Raw genomic sequence first — 24,095 nt, forward strand, 5'->3', positions numbered from 1 at the left:
GGCAACTCGGCAAGGTTGTGGCAGGCTGCACCCGGGCAGGCCACACTCGACTAGCGGAAGCAGCGACGCACGTGACGTCGGCAGGCACCACCCGGGAGGTCCCCATGCCCGAACTGCGTGTCGTGGCCGTCTCGAATGACGGCACACGGCTGGTGCTGAAGGCTGCGGACAGCACGGAGTACACGCTTCCGATCGACGAACGGCTCCGCGCCGCCGTGCGCGGCGACCGTCCTCGCCTCGGCCAGATCGAAATCGAGGTGGAGAGCCACCTCCGCCCCCGCGACATCCAGGCGCGTATACGTGCCGGTGCGACCGCGGAAGAGGTCGCGCAGCTGGCCGGCATCCCCGTCGACCGGGTCCGCCGCTTCGAGGGTCCGGTGCTCGCCGAGCGTGCGTTCATGGCCGAGCGGGCCCGCAAGACCCCGGTCCGCCGCCCCGGCGAGAACTCCGGTCCGCCGCTGGGCGAGGCCGTGCAGGAGCGGCTGCTGCTGCGCGGTGCGGAGAAGGACACCGTCCAGTGGGACTCGTGGCGTCGCGACGACGGCACGTGGGAGGTCCTGCTGGTCTACCGCGTGGCGGGCGAACCGCACTCGGCGAGCTGGACGTACGACCCGCCCCGACGGCTCGTCCAGGCCGTGGACGACGAGGCGCGCATGCTCATCGGCGAGACCGACGACCTGGCCGCGCCCGAGCCCAGCTTCCCGTTCGTCCCGCGGATCGCCCGGCTGCCGCGCGACCGGCCGCTGGACCGTTCCGCCGACCGGGAGCGGCCCAGCCTTCCGGCGCAGGCGTCCGAGCCGGCGGAGGAGAGCACGGGTGAGCGGGACTCGCTGACCAGCCTGCTGGAGGCGGTGCCGAGCTTCCGCGGCGACCTGGTGGTCCCGGAGCGGCCGGCGCCGGAGCCCGAGGAGGAGCCCGTCGCCGAACCGGAGGCGGAGGAGCCCCCGGCCCCCGCTGCCTCGGCCGGTTCCGCCTACGCGGACGTCCTCATGCCGCGCTCCGTCGGCAGCCACCGCGACCGGCTCATCGGGGCCACCGACCGCCAGGCCGAGGCCGACGGCGTCCGGCCGGGCCGCAGAGCCGCCGTCCCGAGCTGGGACGAGATCGTGTTCGGGACGCGGCGCAAGAAGCAGGAGTAGCCGGATCGGCTTCGGTTTCGGTTTCACGAGGACGAGGGCCGCGCCTTTCGGGCGCGGCCCTCGCTCTCATCCCGGGCTACTGAGGATCCGGTCCCACTGCCACCGGCCGGTCCGGGTCCGAGGACCACTCCGACCACGAACCCACGTACAGCTCCGCCGGAATTCCCGCGACCGCCAGCGCCAGGACCTCATGCGCCGCGGACACCCCCGACCCGCAGTACACGCCGACCCGCGCATCCTCGGTCACACCAAGCCCCTTGAAACGCGCGCGCAGTTCCTCGGCGGGGAGGAAGCACCCGTCCGCCCCCACGTTCTCCGTGGTAGGCGCCGACACCGCTCCCGGGATGTGCCCGGCCACCGGATCGATCGGCTCCACCTCGCCCCGGTACCGCTCCCCCGCCCGCGCGTCCAGCAGCACCCCCGACCGCGCCAACGCCGCGGCGGCGTCGGCGTCGAGCAGGCCGACCGCACCCGGCTCGGGCACGAAGTCGCCCTCGGCCGGAGTCGGCACGGTCTTCTCCAAGGGCCCCTCCCAGGCCGGCAACCCGCCGTCGAGGACCCGGACGTCCGGGTGACCCGTCCAGCGCAGCAGCCACCACGCCCGGGCCGCCGCCCAGCCCTGGCCACCGTCGTAGACGACCACCGGCGTCCCGGACGACACGCCCGCCCGGCGCATCGCGGCACCGAAGCGCGCGAGGTCGGGCAGCGGGTGCCGGCCGCCCTCCCCCGGAGCCGAGGCCAACTCCCGGTCCAGGTCGACGAAGACGGCCCCCGGAAGGTGCCCTTCGTGGTACGCGGCCCGGCCGTCGTACGGCGGCTCACCGGTCGCCTTGGCCGCGCTGAGCTGCCAGCGGACATCGAGCAGAACGGGCGGGTTGGCACCCGTCAGATCGCTCGCGAGGTCGGATGCGGAGATGATGGCGTTCATGGCTCCATCCTCGCGCACGGGGGTGGCCGAGCCGCCCTGGTCCGGCTACTCTGCTCGGCCGGACCGGGGTGGTCACACGCTGTACGGGAACAAGCACATGCTGTACAGCTGAACGACACGTGCCGATAAGCGCGCCGCAAGGGGCGGTGCCCCGCGCGTCAGGCATTCTCCCGGACAGGGGTCGCCCCACAGGGCGTACCGACGTGGGCTGCGGAGCGCGCCCACCGCGAGGCCGAGAAGAGAGTGACGATGACCGACGCACGGGAGTTTGCCGGCCCGAACGGCGCAACACCCGCTCGGCACGCGCCCGGCACGCCCTGCTGGGTGAGCCTGATGGTGCATGGGCCGACCGCGACCCAGGAGTTCTACGGAACGCTGTTCGGCTGGGAGTTCCAGCCGGGTCCCCAGCAACTCGGCCCGTATGTACGGGCGCTGCTCGACGGACACGAGGTGGCGGGCATCGGCCAACTGCCGCCGGACCGTCATCTGCCCATCGCGTGGACCCCCTACTTCGCCTCGGAGAACGTCGATCGGACCGCCGAGACGGTGCGCAGCTGCGGCGGCACGATCGGCGTGGGTCCGCTGGACGCCGCCGATGCCGGCCGCCTGGCGATAGGTTCCGATCCCTCGGGTGCGGTCTTCGGCATCTGGCAGGCTCCCGCGCACCTCGGCACGGCCGTCTCGGGCGTCGCCGGCACGCCCGCCTGGAACGAGCTGCTGACCTTCGAGTCGGCGAGCGTCGCCAAGTTCTACCGGTCGGTGTTCGGCTACCAGGAGGAGCCGGTGGTGTCCGCCGACTTCGACTACGTGACCCTGCACCTCGGGGGCGGGCCCGTCGCCGGCATCCGCGGGCTGGGGCAGGCCCTGCCCCGCGACCGGGGCCCGCACTGGATGACGTACTTCCAGGTCGCCGACGTCGCGGACGCCCTGGACCACCTTGTGCATCTGGGCGGGCACGTCCTCGAGCCGGCCCACGACACGGCGCACGGCCGGGTGGCGGTGGTGGCGGATCCGGAGGGGGCACGGTTCGCGCTGCTGCAACGACAGCGCTGACGGTCTGTCGGGGCCGCGAGTCGGAACGGCACCGCCGGGTGGTCGGACGGCACCGCCAGGTGTCAGGAGGACGACACCGGCAGCACGTCCGGGGACAGGGCCGCCGCGCGGGCCGTCGCCGAGGTCATGCGGCGCCTGTGGTGGCGGCGGCACAGGACCTCGTAGCCGACCTCGTCGGCGGAGTGGGTGACGTCTCCGACGACCACCTGGGCACCCTCGACGACCATGACGCCGCCTATCGTGCGGGCGTTGTGCGTGGCCCGGGCGCCACACCAGCACAGGGCCTCGACCTGGAGCACCTCGACCCGGTCGGCCAGTTCCACCAGCCGCTGGGAGCCGGGGAACAGCTTGGAGCGGAAGTCGGTCGTGATGCCGAAGGCGTAGACGTCGAGGCCCAGGTCGTCGACCACACGCGCGAGTTGGTCGATCTGCTCCGGCGCGAGGAACTGCGCCTCGTCGGCGATCACGTAGTCCGCGCGGCCGCCCTGCGAGAGGTGGTCGACGAGGTAGGCGTAGAGGTCCTGGCCGTCCTCGACCTCCACCGCGTCCGTGACCAGGCCGAGGCGCGAGGACAGCTTGCCCTCGCCTGCACGGTCGTCGCGCGAGAAGATCATGCCCTGGAGGCCGCGCGCCGAACGGTTGTGCTCGATCTGGAGAGCCAGCGTCGACTTCCCGCAGTCCATCGTTCCGGAGAAGAACACCAGCTCGGGCATGTCGAGTTGAGCACCTTTCGGCGAGAGAGGTCAGGCGTGGGAGATCGGGGCCGGGCTTCAGGAGCGTACTTCGAGCAGCGGGACCAGCTGCTCGGCGGGGGTCATCGAACCGTGGTTGCCGACCATCGCCGACTCCTTCGGCTCCCGCTCGGAGGCGATGAGCAGGACGTCGTCGCGCGCGGCGGCGACCACGTCGCCGATACGGCCGTACACCCGTTCGTCGATCTTCGGGCCGAACCAGCCCGCCGCGATGGCCTCGTCGCGTGAGGCCACCCAGAACTGCTCGCCGAGCACCTCGCGCCAGCAGGTCAGGACGTCGTTCGCGGCGCCGGGCACCGCGTAGACGTGCCGGGCGCGGCCTTCGCCGCCCAGCAGGGCGACTCCGGCGCTCAGCTCCCAGTCCTCGTCGAAGTCGATGCGGTGCTGCTCGTCGAACGGCACGTCGATCATGCCGTGGTCGGCCGTGACGTAGAGGGCGCTGCGCGGCGGCAGTTGCTCCGCCAGGCGCTGGACCAGGCGGTCGGCGTACATCAGCTGGCCGCGCCAGGCGTCCGAGTCGACGCCGAAGCGGTGGCCGGCGCCGTCGACCTCGGCGAAGTACGTGTAGACCAGGGAGCGGTCGCCCACGGCCAGTTGCTCGGCCGCCAGGTCCATACGGTCCTCGCCGGTCAGCCGCCCGAGGAACGTACCGCCGCTGAGCGCGACCCTGGTGAGCGGGGTGTTCTCGAAGGTCGGGGAGGACACCTGCGCGGCGTGCACGCCCGCCTCGTGGGCCAGCTGGAAGACCGTCGGGTACGGCTGCCAGGGGGCGAGCGGGGCCCAGGGCTGCCAGCGCAGCTGGTTCATCAGCTCGCCGGTGTCCGGGTTGCGCACGGTGTAGCCGGGCAGGCCATGCGCGCCGGGCGGCAGGCCGGTGCCGACGGAGGCGAGGGAGGTGGCCGTGGTCGCCGGGTAGCCGGCGGTGAGCGGACGTCCGGTGCCGCCGCGCGAGGTGGCGAGCAGGGACGTCATGAAGGGGGCGTCCTCGGGGTGCGCTCTGAGCTGCTCCCAGCCGAGGCCGTCGATCAGGAACACGCAGTTCCGGTCGGCGGGGGTCAGCTCGGAGATCGTGGCGCTCATGCCCGGCACGCCGAGGCCGGCGGCCAGAGTGGGCAGCAGGTCGGCGAGGGAGCCGCTGCCGTACTCGGGGGCCGGTGCGGAGGTGACGGTGAGCGGGTCGGGGTGCTGGTCCCAGGCCGTCTTGGGGTGTGCCATCAGCGAGCGGTGTCCGCGGTCGCCTCGGAGAGAGCCTGCGCGAAGGCGAGTGCCTGGCGCACGGTCTCCGGTCCGTCCCCCGCCTCGCTGACGCGCAGGCTGAGGTCGTCCGCCGTCGAGTTGCCGGTGTAGCCGTGGTCCGCCTCGCAGTTGGGGTCGCCGCAGGCGGCCGGCTCCAGGTCGATGCGGGAGACGGCGCCCCAGCCGATGGTGAGGACGACCTCACGGGGCAGGGTGCCCGGCGCGTACGACTCGGGGTTGGCGACCACGCGGCTGACCACGATCGACGAGATCCGGCTCAGCTTCACGGACTCCGTCGACGTCGTGGCGTACGGCGTCGGGGAGGTGCTGTCGGCGGCCTGTTCGTCGGTGTGGCTGACGATGAAGCGGTGGTCCGTGAGGACCAGCACCGTCACGTGCCGCCGCACCTCGTTCTGGTCGAACGTCGTCTCCTGGTGGACCAGGTACGACCGGATGGGATCGCCGCCCACGGCGGCCTCCACCGCCTCGGCCACGAGGGCCGGGTAGTAGCCGCTGCGCTCGATCGCCGCCCGCAGCCCCTGGGTCGTCGTACTGGTCTTGGCCATGACGCCCATCCTACGGGGGACCACTGACTGCGAGGCACCGCTCGCCCCCTGTCAGTACGCGGGGAGCGTCCTCGGGCCGAGATCGTCGCGGGCGGGCGGAGGCGCGAGGCGGACGGAGGCGCCCAGGACGCTCAGGCCGTGCGAGGCGACGACCACCGGCTCCAGGGTGACCGCGACGACCTCCGGGTGGTCGTCGACCAGCCGGGACACCCGCAGCAGCAGCTCCTCCAGGGCGCGGGTGTCGGCCGGTGCGGAGCCGCGCCAGCCGAACAGCAGGGGTGCGGTGCGGATCGAGCGCACCAGTGAGGTCGCCTCCTTGTCGGTGACCGGGATCAGCCGGTGGGCCGTGTCCCCGAGCAGCTGCGAGGCGGCCCCGGCGAGCCCGAAGGAGAGCACGGCTCCGGCGGCGGGGTCGATGACGGCCCGTACGACGACGTCCACGCCGCGCGGCGCCATCCGCTGCACGACGGGGCGCAGCTCCTCCGGTGCCCCGAACAGTTCGGTCAACTCGGTATATGACCTGCGCAGTTGGTCCTCGTCCGCGAGGTCGAGGCGGACGCCGCCCAGGTCGGCGCGGTGCCGCAGGTGCGGGGCGGTGGCCTTGAGGGCGACGGGGTAGCCGAGGGTGCGGGCGGCCTCGGCGGCGGCGTCGGGCGTCGGGGCGGGCAGGGCGCGGTGGACGTGGATGCCGTAGTGGCCGAGCAGGTCGCAGGTCTCTGCCGCGCCGAGCGTGAGTCCCTGCCCGCGCGCGAGGAGCCCGTCGATCAGCGTGGCGGCGCCCTTCTCGTCGATGTCCTCGTACTCGGGCACCTTGCCGGGGTCGGCGGCGTCGCGCCGCCACTGCGCGTAGGTGACGGCTTGCGCGAGGGCACGCACGGCACGTTCGGCGGCGGGGTAGGCGGGGATGAGGTGCTCGCCCTCAGGAGGTTCTCCCGGGGGCGTCGGGCGGGGGGTGGTCCGGGGGGCGCCGGGCCGGGCTTGTGGCGGGCTGTCCGCGTCGGCCTGCGGTGCCGTGCTCGCCGCCGCCGACAGCGCCTCCGCCAGGCCGCCCAGCTCCACGTGCACCACCAGGACCGGTTTGGCCGGGGCGGCGGCCGCCGCGGAGCGCAGCGCGTCGGCGAGGGCCGCGTCCGCGACCGAGCCCTCCCCCACCGCCGGTATGGCGGTGACGACCACCGCGTCGCACCGGTCGTCGGCCAGCGCCCGCGACAGGGCCGTGTGGAAGTCCGCGGCGGAGGCCGCCGTGGTCAGGTCCCGCGGGGGGTGCGGCCGCAGCCCCTCGGCGAGACACGCGTCGTAGGTGAGCAGCCCGAGCGACTCGGAGTTGCCGAGGATCGCCACCCGGGGCCCGGCCGGCAGCGGCTGGCGCGCGAGGAGCAGTCCGGCGTCCACCAGCTCGGTGATGGTGTCGACCCGGATGACGCCGGCCTGCCGCAGCAGCGCGGAGACGGTCGCGTGCGGCAGCCGGGTCGCCCGTACGGCGTGCCCCTGGGGCGCGGCCGCGTGCCGGGCGCCCTGGACCACGACCAGTGGCTTCGCCGCGGCCGTCCGGCGGGCGAGGCGGGTGAACTTGCGGGGATTGCCGATGGACTCCAGGTACATGAGGACGACGTCCGTGTCGGGGTCCTCGTACCAGTACTGGAGGACGTCGTTGCCGGAGACGTCGGCCCGGTTGCCGGAGGAGACGAAGGTGGAGACGCCGGTCACGCCAGTGACGCCGCCGCCGCGCCGGTGCAGCCGGGACAGCAGGGCGATGCCGATGGCGCCGGACTGGGCGAACAGGCCGATCCGGCCCGGGCGCGGCGTCTCGGGCGCGAGGGAGGCGTTGAGCCGTACGCGCGGGGAGGTGTTGATGATGCCGAAGGCGTTCGGCCCGATGATCCGCATGCCGTACGTGCGCGCGTGCCGCACGAGTGCGCGCTGGCGTTCGCGCCCCTCGCTGCCGCTCTCGGCGTATCCGGCGGAGACCACGACCAGCCCCTGCACGCCGTGTTCGCCGCACTCGGTGACGACCTCGGGCACGTGTTCGGCCGGCACGGCGACGACGGCGAGGTCGACCGGGCCGTCGATGTCCTGCACCGAGCGGTGGGCGGGGACCCCGTCGAGTTCCTTCTGTCCCTCGGGCAGTGCCCTGTTCACAGCGTAGAGGCGGCCGGTGTACCCGGCGTCGCGGATGTTGCCGAGGACGCTGCGGCCCACGCCGCCCGGGGCGCGCCCGGCTCCGATGACGGCGACCGAGCCGGGCGCGAGCAGTCGCTGCACGGACCGGGCCTCGGCACGGTGCTCGCGCGCGTACTGGACGGCGAGGGAGCGGTCGGTGGGTTCGAGGTCGAACTCCAGACGGACGACGCCGTCCTCGAAGCTGCGCTTCTGGGTGTACCCGGCGTCCGTGAACACCTTGATCATCTTGTTGTTGGCGGGCAGCACCTCGGCGGCGAAGCGGCGGATGCCGCGTTCGCGGGCGACGGCGGCGATGTGCTCGAGGAGAGCGGAGGCGACGCCCCGGCCCTGGTGGGCGTCCTGCACCAGGAAGGCGACCTCGGCCTCGTCGGCCGGTGCGGACGCGGGCGTTCCGTCCGCGCCGATCCGGTCGTAGCGTACGGTGGCGATGAACTCGCCGCCGACTGTGGCCGCGAGTCCCACCCGGTCCACAAAGTCGTGGTGCGTGAAGCGGTGGACGTCCTTGGCGGACAGGCGAGGGTACGGCGCGAAGAAGCGGTAGTACTTCGACTCGTCGGAGACCTGCTCGTAGAAGCTGACCAGGCGCTCGGCGTCATCAACGGTGATGGGCCGGATGCGCGCGGTGCCACCGTCGCGCAGCACCACGTCGGCTTCCCAGTGGGCGGGATACTCGTGCCGGTCCGGCGAGGTCTGCATGGGCCCCAGAGTACGGCTAGCGTCCGACAGCGGCGCGAGGCAGTCTGTGGAGGGCGTCAGTCGGGTCGAGGCCGCGATCCGACGGCACCCCGGGGCGGTACGTCAGGACCGCTCCGGCGCAGCTTCACGGTATGGGAAACTGGTCTAGACAACCCTGAAAACTGAAGGGCAGCAACACATGGCTGAGCGCCGCGTCAACGTCGGCTGGGCCGAGGGCCTCCACGCCCGCCCCGCCTCCATCTTCGTCCGAGCCGCCACGGCCGCAGGCGTCCCGGTGACGATCGCCAAGGCAGACGGCAACCCCGTCAACGCGGCCTCCATGCTGGCCGTCCTCGGCCTCGGCGCCCAGGGCGGCGAGGAGATCGTCCTCGCCTCCGACGCCGAGGGTGCGGACGCCGCCCTGGACCGGCTGGCGAAGCTGGTCTCCGAGGGCCTCGAGGAACTGCCCGAGACCGTCTGAGTGCGCATCTCCGAAGGGCTCGCCCGAATTCATCGGGCGAGCCCTTCGCCATTCCGGTTCGCGGGACGTGGAATTCCCGTTGACGGGCAGCAGAAATAATCCCCCGCGAATTTCCTGCTCTTTGTATACGGCTCCCGTGTTAATGCCGCAGGCTCGCCGTGTTTACGGGATGTTGCGAGTTCCTCACACGCTCGGCCCGCTCCCCGGCGGAACCGAAACGCAACCGGTGCGCGGCCGTCGCGCGCTCGGTGTGCAGCGCCGTGACCGCCCGCGCGCGCTCGCTGTCCCCGCGCGCCACCGCGTCCACGATCGCGCCGTGCTCGGTCCAGGACTCCACCGGCCCGGCCGGCGCCTCGACGGTGTACATCCAGGCGATCTTGTGGCGGAGCTGGGTGAGCATCGAGGTCAGCGCGGGGCTGCCGGAGGCCTGCGCGAGCGTCTCGTGGAACCAGCCGCCCAGGGAGCGCAGGTCGTCGCTGTTGCCCCGGCGGGCGCGCTCCTGGCCGAGCCGGACCAGCCCGCGCAGGACCTTCAGATGGGCCTCGGTGCGGCGCTGGGCGGCGCGGGCCGCGCCGAGCGGCTCCAGCAGCAGCCGCATCTCCAGCAGGTCGGCGGCCTCCTGCTCGGTGGGTTCGGCGACGCACGCGCCCGCGTGCCGCCGGGTCACCACGAAACCCTCGGCCTCCAGGGTGCGCAGGGCTTCCCGGACGGGGACGCGCGAGACGCCGTAGCGGCGGGCGAGGAGTTCCTCGGTCAGCCGGCTGCCGCGCTCGTAGACACCCGCGACGATGTCGTCCCGGATGGCCGTGCACACCGAGTGCGCGGGAATACGCATGACCGACCTCCGTTTAATCCCCGTGAAACGTCGACGAGTGACGCGTGTTCCGTGACTCTATTGCAATGAGCCGGAATTTCCGACGGGGGACCGGAATCCATGGATATTTTTTGGACAGCCGGGCGTCACAAACGCCGAAAGCCCCGGCTCGGGGAGCCGGGGCCTCGGGAAGCGGAGTGGTACGCCGTCAGACGTTCACACCGTGCGAGCGGAGGTAGGCGACGGGGTCGATGTCGGAGCCGTACTCGGGGCTGGTACGGGCCTCGAAGTGCAGGTGCGGTCCGGTGACGTTGCCGGTCGCGCCGGACAGGCCGATCTGCTGGCCGGGGGTGACCCGCTGGCCCACCGAGACGCTGATGGACGACAGGTGGCCGTACTGGGTGTACGTGCCGTCGTTCATCTTGATCACGATCTGGTTGCCGTAGGAGCCGCCCCAGCCGGCCTCGACGACCGTGCCCATGCCGACCGCGTGGACGGGAGTGCCGCTGGCGGCGTGGAAGTCGACGCCGGTGTGGCTGCCGGAGGACCACAGCCCGCTGCTGGCCCGGTAGCCGGTGGAGACGTACGAGCCGGAGATCGGGGGCACGAAAGTGTTGAGGCGCTTGCGCTCGGCCTCGCGGGCGGCGCGCTCCTTGGCCTCGCGCGCCTTCTCGGCCGCCTCCTTGGCCTCCTTGGCCGCCTCGGCGGCCCGCTCGCGGGCGGCCTCCTCGGCCTTCTTCTTGGCGGCGGCCTCCTCGGCGGCCTGCTTCTGGGCGGCGGCCTGGGCGTCGATCTGCTGGGCCACGGTGTCGCCCATGGTGACGACGGGGGTGAGGCCGGTCTGCTCGACGGCGGGCTCTGCGGCGAAGGCCGGGGCGGCCACGGTGCCGATGACACCGGTGGTGGCGAGGGCCGCGACGCCCGCCGCGCGGGCCGTGCCGCGCTGCATCCGGCTGGGACGACGATGCTTCCCGGTGGCGCGGGTGAACGCCATGGAGTGCCTGGTCCTTTCCTTCCTTCTCGCCTACCGGGTTAGCTGACGGGTTCGGAGCAGGAAGGTCTCCTACGGACCCCCTCGCGGCTCGCTCGGGCGTCCGATTCACCCCAGGGACTGCGGTGGGTCCCCGGCTCCCCTGGCTCGCGCCGTACGGGGACTCGGCGATGACTGTCCGGTGCCGCGGGTGCGGCGCACTGCCTGACGAACAGCCCGGACGACGCTAAGCGGGGCCACTTTCAATTCCCAAACGGATCCCGGCTTTTGTAGCGCATCCCACAGGGCAGACAGGCAACCTCCATATCAATTCGGGCATAAAGGGGCCCTGGTGCCTTGGAAGACAACCAGGGCCCCTGCGCGCGCGGGCCGCTACTCGGCTGCCACGACGGAGACTTCGCCGATGCCCAGGGCCTCGACCGGGCCCTTGATCTGCGCCGCGTCACCGACGAGCACGGTCACCAGACGGTCCACCGGGAAGGCGCTGACGGCCGCCGCGGTGGCCTCCACGGTGCCGGTCGCGGCGAGCTGCCGGTACAGGGTGGCCTGGTAGTCGTCGGGCAGATGCTGCTCGACCTGGTCGGCCAGCGTGCTCGCGACGGCCGCCGCCGTCTCGTACTTCAGCGGCGCCACGCCGACCAGGTTCTGCACGGCGACGTCCCGCTCGGCGTCGGTCAGCCCCTCGGCGGCGAGGGTGCGCAGCACCGTCCAGAGGTCCTGGAGGGCGGGGCCGGTGTTGGGAGTGTCCACGGAGCCGCTGATGGCGAGCATCGCGGCACCGGTCCCGTCCGGGGCGGACCTGAGGACCTGGCCGAACGCCCGCACCCCGTAGGTGTAGCCCTTCTCCTCGCGCAGGACGCGGTCCAGGCGGGAGGTGAGGGTGCCGCCGAGGCAGTACGTGCCGAGCACCTGCGCGGGCCACACGCGGTCGTGCCGGTCCGGGCCGATCCGGCCGATCAGCAGCTGCGTCTGGACGGCGCCGGGGCGGTCCACGATGACGACCCGGCCCGTGTCGTCGGCGGTCACCGGCGGCACCGGGCGCGGCTCGGCCGCCGAGCCCGTCCAGGCGCCCAGCGTGTCGCCGAGCAGGGCGTCGAGGTCGATGCCGGTGAGGTCGCCGACGACCACGGCGGTGGCCGTGGCGGGCCTGACGTGCCGCTCGTAGAAGGCGCGTACGGCCGCGGAGTCGATCGCGGCGACCGTCTCCTCGGTGCCCTGGCGGGGCCGCGACATGCGCGAGTCCGCCGGGAACAGCTCCTTGGAGAGTTCCTTGGCGGCACGGCGGGCGGGGTTGGCCAGCTCGTGCGGAATCTCGTCGAGGCGGTTGCGGACCAGCCGCTCGACCTCGCTGTCCGCGAACGCGGGCGCCCTGAGGGCGTCGGCGATCAGGCCGAGCCCCTTGGCGAGCCGGGAGGCCGGCACCTCCAGACTGAGCCGGACGCCGGGGTGGTCGGCGTGCGCGTCGAGGGTGGCGCCCGCGCGCTCCAACTCGGCGGCGAAGTCCTCGGCGGAGTGCTTGTCGGTGCCCTCGGAGAAGGCCCGGGCCATGATCGTGGCCACGCCGTCGAGGCCGGCCGGTTCGGCGTCCAGGGGCGCGTGCAGCAGCACCTCCACGGCGACGACCTGCTGGCCGGGGCGGTGGCAGCGCAGGACCGTCAGGCCGTTGCCGAGCGTGCCGCGCTCGGGGGCCGGGAAGGCCCACGGCTTGGCCTCGCCCGCCTGCGGCTGGGGGTGGAAGTCCATCGTGGCGAGCTCGGTCACTTGGCCGCCTCCTCGTTCTCGTTCAGGGCCGCGGCTGCGGTGTCCTCGGTGGTGTCGGCGTCCTCGGCGGTCTCCGCGTCGCCCGCCTCGTCGGCGACGGGCTCGTAGACGAGCACCGCGCGGTTGTCGGGCCGCAGGCGGGCCTTGGCGACCTCCTGGACCTCCTCGGCCGTCACCTCCAGCACGCGCTGCACGGCGGTCAGGGCGAGCTGCGGGTCGCCGAACAGGACGGCGTACCGGCACAGTTCGTCGGCGCGGCCGGCGACCGTGCCCAGCCGGTCCAGCCACTCGCGCTCCAACTGGGCCTGGGCGCGCTCCATCTCCTCGGCCGTGGGGCCCTCATCGGCGAACCGGGCGAGCTCCTCGTCGATGGCCGACTCGATGACCGGGACCTCCACGTCACCGGACGTCTTCACGTCCAGCCACCCCAGGGAGGGCGCCCCGGCGAGCCGCAGCAGGCCGAAGCCGGCCGCCACGGCCGTACGGTCCCGCCGCACCAGACGGTTGTACAGGCGGGAGGACTCGCCGCCGCCGAGGACGGTCAGGGCCAGGTCGGCCGCGTCGCACGCGCGCGTGCCGTCGTGCGGCAGTCGGTAGGCGGCCATCAGGGCGCGCGCCGGGACCTCCTCCTCGACGACCTCGCGCAGCTGCTCGCCGATGATCTCCGGCAGCGTGCCGTCCCGGGGCGCGGGCTTGCCGTCGTGGCCGGGAATGGAGCCGAAGTACTTCTCCACCCAGGCCAGGGTCTGCTCCGGGTCGATGTCGCCGACGACGGAGAGCACGGCGTTGTTCGGCGCGTAGTAGGTGCGGAAGAACGCGCGCGCGTCCTCCAGGGTGGCCGCGTCCAGGTCGGCCATCGAACCGATCGGGGTGTGGTGGTAGGGGTGGCCCTCCGGGTAGGCGAGGGCGGTCAGCTTCTCGAAGGCGGTGCCGTAGGGGACGTTGTCGTAGCGCTGGCGGCGCTCGTTCTTGACGACGTCCCGCTGGTTCTCCATCGACTCGTCGTCGAGGGCGGCCAGCAGGGAGCCCATGCGGTCGGCCTCCAGCCAGAGGGCGAGCTCCAGCTGGTGGGCGGGCATCGTCTCGAAGTAGTTGGTCCGCTCGAAGCTGGTGGTGCCGTTCAGCGAGCCGCCCGCGCCCTGGACGAGCTCGAAGTGGCCGTTGCCCTTCACCTGGGCGGAACCCTGGAACATCAGGTGCTCGAAAAGGTGAGCCAGGCCGGTACGCCCCTTGACTTCGTGGCGCGAGCCGACGTCGTACCAGAGGCACACCGCCGCGACCGGGGTCAGGTGGTCCTCGGAGAGCACCACGCGCAGGCCGTTGGCCAGGCGGTGCTCGGTCGCTGTCAGGCCCCCGGAGCCTGCCTGGGCTGTGGCCGTGTGACCCATGGGCATGTACGTCCCTTCGATCGCGGCGCGGTCGCTCGAACCGCGGTTTTCCTGGCGAGTCCTGCCACTGTATGCAAGCGTGCGGGGCCCTGGTGAAGTTCCCGGGGGGCGTACGCGGAGAGCGAGAGCGGGAAGCGTCCGCAGGCGGTGTGCGGTGGTGACGGCGCGCCTGGCCCGGGGCCGGCGAACGACCGGCGAAAGACCTCGGACCGGCCGGCCCGCGGCAGTCCCCCGACAGCGTCCCCGTCCGCCGCACCGGCCCGGCGAGCGGCACCCGCGGGACGGGGCCGAACCCCTGCCGGTGAGGCCGTGGACCGGGTCCTGGTCCCGGTTGTCAGTGCGGCGGTCCACAATGGTCGGCGTCAGATCTCGTTCAACGCTTCAGCAAGGAGCCGGCAGCGATGGCCCGCCGCAGCACGAAGACCCCGCCGCCCGACGACTCGTACGAGGAGAGAATCCTCGACATCGACGTCGTCGACGAGATGCAGGGCTCCTTCCTCGAGTACGCGTACTCGGTCATCTACTCCCGCGCCCTGCCCGACGCGCGCGACGGCCTCAAGCCGGTGCACCGCCGCATCGTCTACCAGATGAACGAGATGGGCCTGCGCCCCGAGCGCGGGTACGTCAAGTGCGCCCGCGTCGTCGGCGAGGTGATGGGCAAGCTGCACCCGCACGGCGACTCGTCGATCTACGACGCCCTCGTGCGCATGGCCCAGCCCTTCTCGATGCGCGTCCCCCTGGTCGACGGCCACGGCAACTTCGGCTCGCTGGGCAACGACGACCCGCCGGCGGCCATGCGGTACACCGAGTGCCGGATGGCCGAGGCGACGAGCCTGATGACGGAGTCGATCGACGAGGACACCGTCGACTTCAACCCGAACTACGACGGCCAGGAGCAGGAGCCGGTGGCGCTGCCTGCCGCCTTCCCGAACCTCCTGGTCAACGGCGCCTCGGGCATCGCGGTCGGTATGGCCACGAACATGCCGCCGCACAACCTGCGCGAGGTGATCGCCGCAGCCCGCCACCTGATCAGGTACCCGAACGCCGATCTCGACGCCCTGATGAAGCACGTCCCGGGCCCCGACCTGCCCACCGGCGGCCGCATCGTCGGCCTGTCCGGCATCCGGGACGCGTACGAGACGGGCCGCGGCACGTTCAAGATCCGGGCGACGGTGTCCGTCGACAACGTGACGGCCCGCCGCAAGGGCCTCGTGGTCACCGAGCTGCCCTTCACGGTGGGCCCGGAGAAGGTGATCGCCAAGATCAAGGACCTGGTGGGCTCGAAGAAGCTCCAGGGCATCGCCGACGTCAAGGACCTCACCGACCGCGAGCACGGTCTGCGCCTGGTCATCGAGATCAAGAACGGCTTCGTGCCGGAGGCGGTCCTGGAGCAGCTGTACAAGCTGACGCCGATGGAGGAGTCCTTCGGCATCAACAACGTCGCCCTGGTCGACGGCCAGCCGCTCACGCTGGGGCTGAAGGAGCTGCTGGAGGTCTATCTCGACCACCGCTTCGACGTCGTGCGGCGGCGCTCGGAGTTCCGCCGCGGCAAGAAGCGTGACCGGCTGCATCTGGTCGAGGGTCTGCTGACGGCCCTGCTGGACATCGACGAGGTCATCCGCCTCATCCGCTCCAGCGAGAACTCCGCGCAGGCGAAGCAGCGCCTGATGGAGCAGTTCTCGCTGAGCGAGGTGCAGACGCAGTACATCCTCGACACGCCGCTGCGCCGCCTGACCAAGTACGACCGCATCGAGCTGGAGACGGAGAAGGACCGGCTCAACGCGGAGATCGAGGAGCTGACCCGGATCCTCGACTCGGACACGGAGCTGCGCAAGCTGGTCTCCACCGAACTGGCCACCGTCGCCAAGAAGTTCGGCACCGACCGGCGTACGGTTCTGCTGGAGTCGGGCGGTGCCCCGGTGGCCACCGTGCCGCTCCAGGTGGCCGACGACCCGTGCCGGGTGCTGCTGTCCTCGACGGGTCTGCTGGCCCGTACGGCGAACGGCGAGCCGTTCGCCGAGGACGCCGGCGCCAAGCGCGTCAAGCACGACGTGATCATCTCGGCGGTACCTGCCACCGCGCGTGGCGAGGTGGGCGCCGTCACCTCGGCCGGCCGGCTGCTGCGGCTGAACGTGATCGACCTGCCCCAGCTCCCGGAGTCGATGGCGACCCCGAACCTCGCGGGAGGCGCCCCGCTGGCGGAGTTCGTCTCCCTGGAGGACGACGAGACGGTGGTCTGCCTGACGACGCTCGACGAGTCGTCGCCGGGCCTGGCGCTCGGCACGGAACAGGGCGTGGTCAAGCGGGTGGTGCCGGACTATCCGTCCAACAAGGAGGAGCTGGAGGTGATCACCCTCAAGGAGGGTGACCGGATCATCGGCGCCGTCGAGCTGCGCACCGGCGAGGAGGACCTGGTCTTCATCACCGACGACGCCCAGCTGCTGCGCTTCCAGGCGTCCCAGGTCCGGCCGCAGGGCCGCCCGGCCGGCGGCGTGGCCGGCATCAAGCTCTCCGAGGGCGCGAAGGTCATCTCGTTCACCGCGGTGGACCCGGCCGTGGACGCCGTGGTCTTCACCGTCGCCGGCTCGCGGGGCACGCTGGACGACTCCGTGCAGACGACGGCCAAGATGACCCCGTTCGACCAGTACCCGCGCAAGGGTCGCGCCACCGGCGGCGTCCGCTGCCAGCGGTTCCTGAAGGGCGAGGACTGCCTGTCCCTGGCCTGGGCGGGCCCGGCCCCGGCGCTCGCGGCGCAGAAGAACGGCACCCCGGCCGACCTCCCGGAGATGGACCCGCGGCGTGACGGCTCGGGCGTGTCCCTGGCGAAGACGGTGGCGGTGGTGGCGGGGCCGGTCTAGAGCCCTGTGCCGGAGGGGCTCAGGCAGGCTCGGCCAGGTCCTCCTCCGGGTTCCGTACGTACCTCAGGACGCCCCACATGCCGTACTCGTCGGCGTGTGGGGCGTCGCTCCTGCACGCGCCGAGTGCCTTGTCGAGGGCGGGGACGTCGATGCCGGAGCCGATGAGGACCAGCTGGGTCAGGCGTTCGCCGCCGGCCGGCCAGGGCTCCGGGTAGAAGCGCAGGAACCGCCCGACGGCGTGGACGGCGTAGCGGTTGCGGACGTCGTACGGCCCGAAGTCGACGTAGCCCTTGATCCGGTACAGCCCTTCGGGCCGGCTGTCGAGGAACTCCATCAGCCGGCGCGGGTCGAGGGGCTCCTCCGACACGAACGACAGGCTGTCGTAGGCGCTGTGCAGGTGCCCGGCGTGGTCGTCCGCGCCGTGCTCGTGCAGGTCGTCGAAGGACAGCTGCCCGATGCGTTCCTCGCTCGGCCGGCAGTCGAAGAGGAACTCGGGGTCGATCCGGCCGTAGGAGGCCGGGACGACGGCGGCGCGGTCGACGAGGGAGCCGACCAGCCCGAGGACGCGTTCGCCGTCGGCCGCCCGGTCGAGCTTGTTGACCACGACGAGATCGGCCAGCGCGAGGTGCCGGTCGATCTCCGGATGCCTGGACCGGGTGTCGTCGAACTCGGCGGCGTCGACGACCTCGACCAGACCGCCGTACACGATTCCCGGGTGCTCGCTGGCGAGCACCATCCGCACGAGTTCCTGCGGCTCGGCCAGCCCGCTGGCCTCGATGACGATGACGTCGATGCCGAGGGAGGGTTCCGCGAGCCGTTCCAGGTACTGGTCCAGCTCGCTCGCGTCGACGGCACAGCACAGACACCCGTTGCCGAGCGAGACCGTCGAGTCGCCGAGTGCTCCCGCCACGGCCATCGCGTCGATCTCGATGGCCCCGAAGTCGTTGACGATGGCGCCGATACGGCTGCCGCCGCTGCGGTGGAGGAGGTGGTTGAGCAGTGTGGTCTTTCCCGAGCCGAGGAATCCGGCCAGGACGACGACCGGGATCTGCTGCGGTTTCGGGCTCGGCAGGCTCACCGTGCGACCTCTCTCACGCCGACGCGTGCACCGGCTCGCGTTCCCGGCACACGTACGAGGATGGGATGCCGCCCCAGGATACGAGCCGTGGGAATCACGGCGAGGTGAACGATCGTCAGCAGCACTCGCAGGCAGGTGTTGGGCATGTGCGCAGGGCGCGGAACACCCCAGCCCGTGGTGACATGGGGCGTCGACGGGCCCTCAGGCAGGCACGGGTGCGGGCGCCTCCGGTCCCACATAACGCGCCACCGGCCTGATGATCTTCGTGTCCTCCGCCTGTTCCAGGATGTTGGCGCTCCAGCCCACCACACGCGCGGCGGCGAAGGTCGGTGTGAACATCTCGCGGGGCAGGCCGCAGAGTTCCATGACCACGCCCGCGTAGTACTCGACGTTGGTGTGGAGCTCACGGCCGGGCTTCAGCTCCGCCAGGATCGCCTCGACGTGCCGTTCGACCTCCACGGCGAAGTCCACCCGCGGACCGCCGAACCCCTGGGCGACCTCGCGCAGCATCCGCGACCGCGGGTCCTCCGTGCGGTAGATCGCGTGCCCGAAGCCCATGATGCGCTCACCGGCGAGCACCCGCTGCCGGACCCAGGAGTCGATACGGTCCGGGCTGCCGATCGCGTCCAGGGTGTCCAGCGCACGACTGGGCGCACCCCCGTGCAGCGGCCCCGACAGCGCCGCCACCGCACCGGCGAGGCACGCCGCCACGTCCGCACCCGTCGACGCGATGACCCGCGCCGTGAATGTTGACGCGTTGAATCCATGATCAATGGTTGAAATCAGGTATTGCTCGATCGCCCGTGCGTGCTGCTCGGTCGGCACCGAACCGGTCAGCATGTACAGGTAGTTGGCCGCGTACGACAGGTCCTCGCGCGGCTCCACCGGCTCGAGCCCTTTCCCCAGTCGGTGCAGCGCGGTGAGCAGCGTGGGTACGGCCGCGGTCGCCTCGATGGTGTCCTGCCGACGCCGGCCGGCTTCGATGTCGTACACGGGCCGGAAGCCCTTGGCCGCGCCCAGCAGCGACAGCGCCGTGCGCATCCCGGCGAGCGGGCCGGAGCGCCCGCCGGCGGCCGCGATGGCCGGCAGGGCCGCTCGCACCTCGTCGGGCAGCCGCCGCAGCGCCGCGGTCTCCGCGGCGAAGGCCGCGCTCTGCCCGGCGTCCGGCAGTTCGCCGTGCACGAGCAGGTGCCAGACGTCCTCGAAGGCGCGGGTCCGCGCGAGGTCGACGGCGGAGTACTGCCGGTAGTGGTAGAAGCCCTCGACGCCACGGACGTCACCGATCCGGGTGTCGGTGACGACGACACCGGCGAGTCCCCGTGGTGCATCGATGAGAGCGGCTGCGGACCTGTTGACGGACATGTCTTCCTCCCTGGACTTGATTTGACTGTCCATGGTTGACTCTACTTGTGTCAATATTGATTGAATCAATACATCAGTCGATGGTCCGCTAGACGGATACGGTGACCCCCATGCGCGATCAAGAATTCGCCCCCCTCGACGCGGAACGGCGGCTGAGCACCAAGGAGGCCGCCGAGCTGCTCGGCGTGAAGCCGGAGACCGTGTACGCGTACGTGAGCCGCGGTCAGCTCAGCAGCCGACGGGTGACCGGTGGCCGGGGCAGCACCTTCGACGCCGGGGAGGTCGAGGCGCTCGCCCGGCGCAACAGGCGGGAGAGCGCGGGGAGTTCACCCTCCGGGGGTGAGTTGTCCGTACGGACCCGCATCACGCTCATCGAGAGCGACCGCTACTACTACCGCGGTGTCGACGCGGTCGACCTGGCCACCCGGCACACCTACGAGGAGGTCGCCGAGTGGCTGTGGACCGGCCGGATGCGGCCGGGCAACACGTTCACCGCACCGGCCGCCCCGGTCGCCGTGGCCCGCCGCGCCGTCGACGCGCTGCCCGAACACGCCACGCCCACGGACTTGCTGCGCGTCGCGACGATCGCCGCCGCGACCGCCGACCCGCTGCGCTTCGACCTCTCCGAGGACGCCGTGCTCGGCACCGCGCGCACCCTCATTCCCACGCTGGTCTCCGCCCTGCCTCCGGCGTGGCGCGACCGCCGGGACGAGGGCCCCCTGGCCCACCGCCTGTGGACGCGGCTGTCACCGCACAAGGACCCCGACGAGGCGTCCCTGCGTGCCCTGGACGCCGCCCTCGCCCTCCTCGTCGACCACGACCTGGCCGCCTCCACGCTCGCGGTGCGCGTCGCCGCGTCGGCCCGTGCCCACGCCTACGCGGCGGTCTCCGCGGGACTCGGCGTGATCGAGGGCCCGCTGCACGGCGCGGCCAGCGGGCTCGCGCACCGGCTGCTCCAGGACGTGCTCGACCAGGGCGACGCGGCGCCGGTGATCGCGGACGAACTGCGCGCCGGCCGCCGTATCCCGGGGCTCGGCCACCGGCTCTACCCGGGCGAGGATCCACGCGCGCGTGCCCTGTTCGCCCTCCTGGAGCAGATCCCGCGCGCGGAACCCGCCCTCCTCGCGGCCCGGGACATCGTCGAGACCACCGCCCGCCACGCCCCGCTGCACGCCAACGTCGACCTGGCGCTCGCCGTGCTCACCACGTCCTGCGGCATGCCCCCGACCGCGGGCGAGACGATCTTCGCGGTGGCTCGCACGGCGGGCTGGATCGCCCACGCCCTGGAGGAGTACGGCGAGCGCCCGCTGCGCATGCGCCCGAGCGGTCTCTACACGGGTCCGAAGCCGCCACAGCCACTGCCGGAGTAGGCAGGGGCGGGCCGGAAATGAGCCGCGGCCCAACTCAGGTTAGGCTCACCTCTGTGAGTACGTGCTCAAGCGTCTCCCGTGACTCCGACGAGCCCGTTTCGGGAACCGCGGCCACCGCGAGGACCTGGCTGTTGCTGGAACAGCCCGGTCCGTGGGGTGCCAAGGCGCTCACTTCGAGCCACCTGGACCCCGCGCTGGGCCGTGCCCTGGAGGCGGCCGCGAAGGACACGGGCGTGCGGATCGTGCTCATCCGCCGCCCCGGTCGCCACGCGGACCGCCGGATGCCCGCCACCCGCCGGGTGTACGCGGCCCACACCGTTCCGGGAAACGTGTGGCTGCACGGCGCCACGACCTCGGACCCCGGGCAGCTCCTGGGTCTCGACTTCGCCGCACTCGGCCGGGGCGACCACGGCACCTTCGACACGGTGCTCGGCGGACGGCCCCACGACGGCGATCCGCTCGCCCTGGTCTGCACCAACGGCAAGCGCGACCGCTGCTGCGCGCTCCTCGGCCGCCCTCTCGCGGCCGAACTCGCCACGTCCGGGGTCGAGGGCGTCTGGGAGGTCACCCATCTGGGTGGTCACCGCTTCTCCCCGACGGTGCTGGTGCTGCCGTACGGATACGCGTACGGCCGGGCCGAGGCGCACACCCTCAAGGAGGTCCTGCACGGCGCGCGGGAGGGCCGGATCGTCGTGGAGGGGTGCCGGGGCAGCTCCGCCTGGGAACGGCCCGGCCAGGCGGCCGAGCTCGCCGTGCGCGCCAGGACCGGCGAGTACGCCGCGGAGGCGCTGAGCGTCGTACGGACCGCCGGCGCCGCCCCGCGCTGGGAGGTGACCGTCGCCCACGCCGACGGGCGCCGCTGGCGGGTCGAGGTGGCCCAGGGCGCGGCCCTGCCGCCCCGGCCGGAGAGCTGCGGAGCAGCAGTCCTCGGTTCGCCCGCGCGGATGGAAGTGGTGGCGGTGCACGAGGTGAGGGTGACGGCGGCACTCGCCAGCTGACCGGTCCGCCGACCGCGGTCCGGACCGCCTCCTCAAGCATTGATCAAGAGATCCACGCCACACCCGTTACGGCACGTAGGCGGCCCCACGTACCTTCTTGGGTATGAGCCCCACTCCCCCCGCACGCCGCCTGCGCCTCGGCCTGCCCCGGCGGGTGTTCTCGCAGGTGCTGCTGATGCAGGTGGCGATCGCCGCGGGAGTCGCGGTCCTCGCCACCGGACTGTTCCTCGCCCCCCTGAGCAACCAGCTGGACGACCAGGCGATGCGCCGCGCCCTCGCCATCGCGCAGACCACCGCGCAGCAGCCGGGCCTCGCGAGGGAGGTGAGGGACACGCCTCCCTCACCGAACGGTCCGGTGCAGCAGGAGGCGGAGCGGATCCGGAAGGCCACCAAGGCCGAGTACGTCGTGGTGATGGACTGGCGGGGCGTGCGCTGGTCGCACACCGACCCGAAGCAGATCGGCGGCATCGTCTCGACCGACCCAGGGCAGGCCCTGGCCGGCAAGGAGGTCATGGAGATCGACAGCGGCACCCTGGGCCGCTCCGCCCGCGGCAAGGTGCCGCTGCGCGACACCGACGGCACGGTCGTCGGCGCCGTCTCGGTCGGCATCGCCTACGACAGCGTCCGGGCCCGGCTGATCCACGCGATCCCGGGGCTGCTGGCGTACGCCGGAGGTGCCCTGGCCGTCGGCGCGCTGGCCGCGTGGCTCATCTCCCGGCGGGTCCACCGGCAGACCAGGGACCTGGCCTTCTCGGACATCGCGTCGCTCCTGTCGGAACGTGAGGCGATGCTGCACGGCATCCGGGAGGGCGTCGTCGCCCTGGACCGCACCGGTCGCATCCGTCTCGTCAACGACGAGGCGCAGCGCCTGCTCGGCATCGGGGACGCGGTGGTGGGCCGCTCCCCCGACGATGCGCTAGGCGCGGGCCGCACGGCCGACGTGCTGGCCGGGCGCGTGACCGGCACGGACCTGCTCACCGTGCGGGGCCAGCGGGTGCTGGTCGCCAACCGTATGCCCACGGACGACGGGGGCGCCGTGGCCACCCTGCGCGACCGCACCGAGCTGGAGCAGCTGGGCCGCGAGCTCGACTCCACCCGCGGCCTGATCGACGCCCTGCGCGCCCAGGACCACGAACACGCCAACCGCATGCACACGCTCCTGGGGCTGCTCGAACTGGAGATGTACGACGACGCCGTCGAGTTCGTCGGCGAAGTGGTCGGCGACCACCGGGCCACCGCGGAACAGGTCACGGAACGCATCGAGGACCCGCTGCTCGCGGCCCTGCTGGTCGGCAAGGCGACCGTCGCGGCCGAGCGGGGCGTCGCCCTGTGGGTCTCGGACCGGACCCGGCTGCCCGACCGGCTGATCGATCCCCAGGGGCTCGTCACCGTCGTCGGCAACCTGGTGGACAACGCACTCGACGCCGTCGCGGGCAAGCCGCACGCGCGCGTGGAGGTCGAACTGCGCGCCGAGGGCCGTACGGCGATCCTCCGGGTGCGCGACACGGGCCCGGGAATCCCGCCGGAGCACCAGGAGTTGATCTTCACCGAGGGATGGTCCACGAAGAAGCCACCCGCGCACCGCGAGCGGGGCATCGGCCTCTCCCTGGTGCGCAGGCTCGCCGAGCGGCAGGGGGGCAGCGCGACCGTCGGCGACGCTCATGGCGGGGGTGCGGAGTTCACCGTCGTCCTGCCCGAGGCGCTGGCCGAGCCGGGCCCGGAACCGGCCCTGACCGTGCCGTCAGCTCCGCAGACCGCCGAGGAGGGGTCGTGATGATCGAGGTCCTGGTCGTGGACGACGACACAAGGGTCGCGCGGGTCAACGCCGCCTACGTCGAGAAGGTGCCGGGCTTCCATGTCGCGGGCGAGGCCCACAGCGCCGCGGACGCGCTGCGTCAGCTGGAGACGCTGCCCCGGCTCGATCTGGTGCTCATGGACCACTACCTGCCCGACGAGACGGGGCTCGCGGTCGTCCAGGAGATGCGGCGGCGCGGCCACCAGACCGACGTGATCATGGTGACGGCGGCCCGGGACGTGTCCACCGTGCAGGCGGCGATGCGGCACGGCGCTTTGCAGTACCTGGTCAAACCGTTCGCCTTCGCCGGTCTGCGCGCCAAGCTGGAGGCGTACGCGGAGTTGCGCCGCACCCTGGACGGCGGCGGCGAGGCGGAACAGGCCGAGGTGGACCGCATCTTCGGAGCACTGTCGACCCCGTCCGAGCCGGACCTGCCCAAGGGGCACTCCCCCACCACCGCCGAGCTGGTCCGTCAGTCCCTGATGAACGCCGACGGGCCCCTGTCCGCCCAGGAGATCGCCGAACGGACCGGGGTGAGCCGCCAGACCGCCCAGCGCTATCTGAAGCTCCTGGAGCGCACGGGACGGGCCCGGCTGACCCTGAAATACGGCGACGCGGGCCGCCCGGAACACCGTTACGTGTGGGCGACCCGCGCCTAGGGCCTGTCAG

The 24,095-nt window shown here is 72.4% G+C and carries 19 protein-coding genes and 1 riboswitch; of the genes, 8 read left to right on the forward strand and 11 right to left on the reverse strand.

Going from position 1 to position 24,095, the window contains the following annotated elements; all coding sequences use genetic code 11:
* Positions 1 to 104 precede the first annotated feature (104 nt).
* Positions 105 to 1,139 carry a septation protein SepH gene (sepH, locus tag SCNRRL3882_RS10135; RefSeq protein ID WP_010034993.1) on the forward strand — a complete coding sequence of 345 codons (1,035 nt, stop codon included), beginning with the start codon at positions 105 to 107 and terminating at the stop codon, positions 1,137 to 1,139.
* A gap of 76 nt (positions 1,140 to 1,215) precedes the next feature.
* Here the strand turns inward: sepH and SCNRRL3882_RS10140 are convergent, their stop codons facing one another.
* A complete protein-coding gene (locus SCNRRL3882_RS10140) occupies positions 1,216 to 2,067 on the reverse strand; it encodes a sulfurtransferase (RefSeq protein ID WP_010034992.1) in 852 nt (283 codons plus the stop codon).
* 249 nt (positions 2,068 to 2,316) lie between these two features.
* On the opposite strand from SCNRRL3882_RS10140, the gene SCNRRL3882_RS10145 reads away from it, so the two are divergent.
* Positions 2,317 to 3,120 carry a VOC family protein gene (locus tag SCNRRL3882_RS10145; protein WP_029180832.1) on the forward strand — a complete coding sequence of 268 codons (804 nt, stop codon included), beginning with the start codon at positions 2,317 to 2,319 and terminating at the stop codon, positions 3,118 to 3,120.
* Positions 3,121 to 3,182: 62 nt separating this feature from the next.
* On the opposite strand, the gene SCNRRL3882_RS10150 is transcribed toward SCNRRL3882_RS10145, so the two are convergent.
* Genes SCNRRL3882_RS10150 through SCNRRL3882_RS10165 form a run of 4 tightly spaced genes read right to left on the reverse strand, consistent with a single transcriptional unit; the run spans position 3,183 to position 8,551 of the window.
* Positions 3,183 to 3,833 carry a thymidine kinase gene (locus tag SCNRRL3882_RS10150; protein WP_010034989.1) on the reverse strand — a complete coding sequence of 217 codons (651 nt, stop codon included), beginning with the start codon at positions 3,831 to 3,833 and terminating at the stop codon, positions 3,183 to 3,185.
* Positions 3,834 to 3,890: 57 nt separating this feature from the next.
* Positions 3,891 to 5,087 (reverse strand): alkaline phosphatase family protein, encoded by a 1,197-nt coding sequence (locus SCNRRL3882_RS10155; RefSeq protein WP_010034986.1) that lies wholly within the window; start codon positions 5,085 to 5,087, stop codon positions 3,891 to 3,893.
* Entirely contained in the window at positions 5,087 to 5,674 is a 588-nt protein-coding gene (locus SCNRRL3882_RS10160) for a DUF5998 family protein (protein WP_010034983.1), read from the reverse strand. Before SCNRRL3882_RS10160 ends, SCNRRL3882_RS10155 begins: the two co-directional genes overlap by 1 nt.
* Positions 5,675 to 5,725: 51 nt before the next feature.
* The gene (locus SCNRRL3882_RS10165) at positions 5,726 to 8,551 is read right to left on the reverse strand and encodes a bifunctional GNAT family N-acetyltransferase/acetate--CoA ligase family protein (protein WP_010034980.1); all 2,826 of its coding nucleotides are present in this window, start codon (positions 8,549 to 8,551) and stop codon (positions 5,726 to 5,728) included.
* A gap of 178 nt (positions 8,552 to 8,729) precedes the next feature.
* Here SCNRRL3882_RS10165 and SCNRRL3882_RS10175 point away from each other — a divergent pair, with 178 nt between their 5' ends.
* On the forward strand, positions 8,730 to 9,011 hold the full coding sequence (locus tag SCNRRL3882_RS10175) for an HPr family phosphocarrier protein (RefSeq protein WP_003993478.1): 282 nt from the start codon (positions 8,730 to 8,732) through the stop codon (positions 9,009 to 9,011).
* Positions 9,012 to 9,150: 139 nt separating this feature from the next.
* Here SCNRRL3882_RS10175 and SCNRRL3882_RS10180 read toward each other — a convergent pair whose 3' ends face one another.
* From SCNRRL3882_RS10180 to SCNRRL3882_RS10195, 4 genes are all read right to left on the reverse strand, one after another.
* The gene (locus tag SCNRRL3882_RS10180) at positions 9,151 to 9,846 is read right to left on the reverse strand and encodes a GntR family transcriptional regulator (protein WP_010034976.1); all 696 of its coding nucleotides are present in this window, start codon (positions 9,844 to 9,846) and stop codon (positions 9,151 to 9,153) included.
* Positions 9,847 to 10,033: 187 nt separating this feature from the next.
* Complete coding sequence (locus SCNRRL3882_RS10185) at positions 10,034 to 10,819, reverse strand: M23 family metallopeptidase (RefSeq protein ID WP_010034974.1); 786 nt, start codon at positions 10,817 to 10,819, stop codon at positions 10,034 to 10,036.
* 13 nt (positions 10,820 to 10,832) lie between these two features.
* Positions 10,833 to 10,996: riboswitch (cyclic di-AMP (ydaO/yuaA leader) on the reverse strand.
* A 192-nt stretch (positions 10,997 to 11,188) separates the two neighbouring features.
* Positions 11,189 to 12,577 carry a M16 family metallopeptidase gene (locus SCNRRL3882_RS10190; RefSeq protein ID WP_010034971.1) on the reverse strand — a complete coding sequence of 463 codons (1,389 nt, stop codon included), beginning with the start codon at positions 12,575 to 12,577 and terminating at the stop codon, positions 11,189 to 11,191.
* Entirely contained in the window at positions 12,574 to 13,971 is a 1,398-nt protein-coding gene (locus SCNRRL3882_RS10195; RefSeq protein ID WP_029180831.1) for a M16 family metallopeptidase, read from the reverse strand. The genes SCNRRL3882_RS10190 and SCNRRL3882_RS10195 overlap by 4 nt, the downstream gene beginning before the upstream one ends.
* Before the next feature lie 395 nt (positions 13,972 to 14,366).
* On the opposite strand from SCNRRL3882_RS10195, the gene SCNRRL3882_RS10200 reads away from it, so the two are divergent.
* Positions 14,367 to 16,823, forward strand: a complete 2,457-nt coding sequence (locus SCNRRL3882_RS10200) for a DNA gyrase/topoisomerase IV subunit A (protein ID WP_010034965.1) — start codon at positions 14,367 to 14,369, stop codon at positions 16,821 to 16,823.
* 19 nt (positions 16,824 to 16,842) lie between these two features.
* On the opposite strand, the gene SCNRRL3882_RS10205 is transcribed toward SCNRRL3882_RS10200, so the two are convergent.
* Together SCNRRL3882_RS10205 and SCNRRL3882_RS10210 are read right to left on the reverse strand one after the other, a co-directional pair.
* Positions 16,843 to 17,901 carry a CobW family GTP-binding protein gene (locus tag SCNRRL3882_RS10205; protein WP_010034962.1) on the reverse strand — a complete coding sequence of 353 codons (1,059 nt, stop codon included), beginning with the start codon at positions 17,899 to 17,901 and terminating at the stop codon, positions 16,843 to 16,845.
* A 201-nt stretch (positions 17,902 to 18,102) separates the two neighbouring features.
* Positions 18,103 to 19,263, reverse strand: a complete 1,161-nt coding sequence (locus tag SCNRRL3882_RS10210) for a citrate synthase (RefSeq protein ID WP_010034960.1) — start codon at positions 19,261 to 19,263, stop codon at positions 18,103 to 18,105.
* A 110-nt stretch (positions 19,264 to 19,373) separates the two neighbouring features.
* Here SCNRRL3882_RS10210 and SCNRRL3882_RS10215 point away from each other — a divergent pair, with 110 nt between their 5' ends.
* From SCNRRL3882_RS10215 to SCNRRL3882_RS10230, 4 genes are all read left to right on the forward strand, one after another.
* Positions 19,374 to 20,633, forward strand: a complete 1,260-nt coding sequence (locus SCNRRL3882_RS10215) for a citrate synthase (RefSeq protein WP_010034959.1) — start codon at positions 19,374 to 19,376, stop codon at positions 20,631 to 20,633.
* A gap of 53 nt (positions 20,634 to 20,686) precedes the next feature.
* Positions 20,687 to 21,631, forward strand: coding sequence for a sucrase ferredoxin (locus SCNRRL3882_RS10220; RefSeq protein WP_029180830.1), 945 nt, complete (start codon positions 20,687 to 20,689; stop codon positions 21,629 to 21,631).
* A gap of 103 nt (positions 21,632 to 21,734) precedes the next feature.
* A complete protein-coding gene (locus SCNRRL3882_RS10225) occupies positions 21,735 to 23,405 on the forward strand; it encodes a sensor histidine kinase (protein WP_010034956.1) in 1,671 nt (556 codons plus the stop codon).
* Positions 23,405 to 24,085 carry a response regulator gene (locus SCNRRL3882_RS10230; RefSeq protein ID WP_010034954.1) on the forward strand — a complete coding sequence of 227 codons (681 nt, stop codon included), beginning with the start codon at positions 23,405 to 23,407 and terminating at the stop codon, positions 24,083 to 24,085. The genes SCNRRL3882_RS10225 and SCNRRL3882_RS10230 overlap by 1 nt, the downstream gene beginning before the upstream one ends.
* The last annotated feature ends 10 nt before the right edge of the window (positions 24,086 to 24,095 follow it).

Origin of the sequence: Streptomyces chartreusis NRRL 3882 (assembly GCF_900236475.1) — a bacterium.
GTDB classification, from domain to species: Bacteria; Actinomycetota; Actinomycetes; order Streptomycetales; family Streptomycetaceae; genus Streptomyces; species Streptomyces chartreusis_D.

Bases quoted from the DNA above. Each gene is read 5' to 3' on its own strand.
- sepH (WP_010034993.1), top strand. From the start codon at position 105: ATGCCCGAACTGCGTGTCGTGGCCGTCTCGAATGACGGCACACGGCTG.
- SCNRRL3882_RS10140 (WP_010034992.1), bottom strand. From the start codon at position 2,067: ATGAACGCCATCATCTCCGCATCCGACCTCGCGAGCGATCTGACGGGT.
- SCNRRL3882_RS10145 (WP_029180832.1), top strand. From the start codon at position 2,317: ATGACCGACGCACGGGAGTTTGCCGGCCCGAACGGCGCAACACCCGCT.
- SCNRRL3882_RS10150 (WP_010034989.1), bottom strand. From the start codon at position 3,833: ATGCCCGAGCTGGTGTTCTTCTCCGGAACGATGGACTGCGGGAAGTCG.
- SCNRRL3882_RS10155 (WP_010034986.1), bottom strand. From the start codon at position 5,087: ATGGCACACCCCAAGACGGCCTGGGACCAGCACCCCGACCCGCTCACC.
- SCNRRL3882_RS10160 (WP_010034983.1), bottom strand. From the start codon at position 5,674: ATGGCCAAGACCAGTACGACGACCCAGGGGCTGCGGGCGGCGATCGAG.
- SCNRRL3882_RS10165 (WP_010034980.1), bottom strand. From the start codon at position 8,551: ATGCAGACCTCGCCGGACCGGCACGAGTATCCCGCCCACTGGGAAGCC.
- SCNRRL3882_RS10175 (WP_003993478.1), top strand. From the start codon at position 8,730: ATGGCTGAGCGCCGCGTCAACGTCGGCTGGGCCGAGGGCCTCCACGCC.
- SCNRRL3882_RS10180 (WP_010034976.1), bottom strand. From the start codon at position 9,846: ATGCGTATTCCCGCGCACTCGGTGTGCACGGCCATCCGGGACGACATC.
- SCNRRL3882_RS10185 (WP_010034974.1), bottom strand. From the start codon at position 10,819: ATGGCGTTCACCCGCGCCACCGGGAAGCATCGTCGTCCCAGCCGGATG.
- SCNRRL3882_RS10195 (WP_029180831.1), bottom strand. From the start codon at position 13,971: ATGCCCATGGGTCACACGGCCACAGCCCAGGCAGGCTCCGGGGGCCTG.
- SCNRRL3882_RS10200 (WP_010034965.1), top strand. From the start codon at position 14,367: ATGGCCCGCCGCAGCACGAAGACCCCGCCGCCCGACGACTCGTACGAG.
- SCNRRL3882_RS10210 (WP_010034960.1), bottom strand. From the start codon at position 19,263: ATGTCCGTCAACAGGTCCGCAGCCGCTCTCATCGATGCACCACGGGGA.
- SCNRRL3882_RS10215 (WP_010034959.1), top strand. From the start codon at position 19,374: ATGCGCGATCAAGAATTCGCCCCCCTCGACGCGGAACGGCGGCTGAGC.
- SCNRRL3882_RS10225 (WP_010034956.1), top strand. From the start codon at position 21,735: ATGAGCCCCACTCCCCCCGCACGCCGCCTGCGCCTCGGCCTGCCCCGG.
- SCNRRL3882_RS10230 (WP_010034954.1), top strand. From the start codon at position 23,405: ATGATCGAGGTCCTGGTCGTGGACGACGACACAAGGGTCGCGCGGGTC.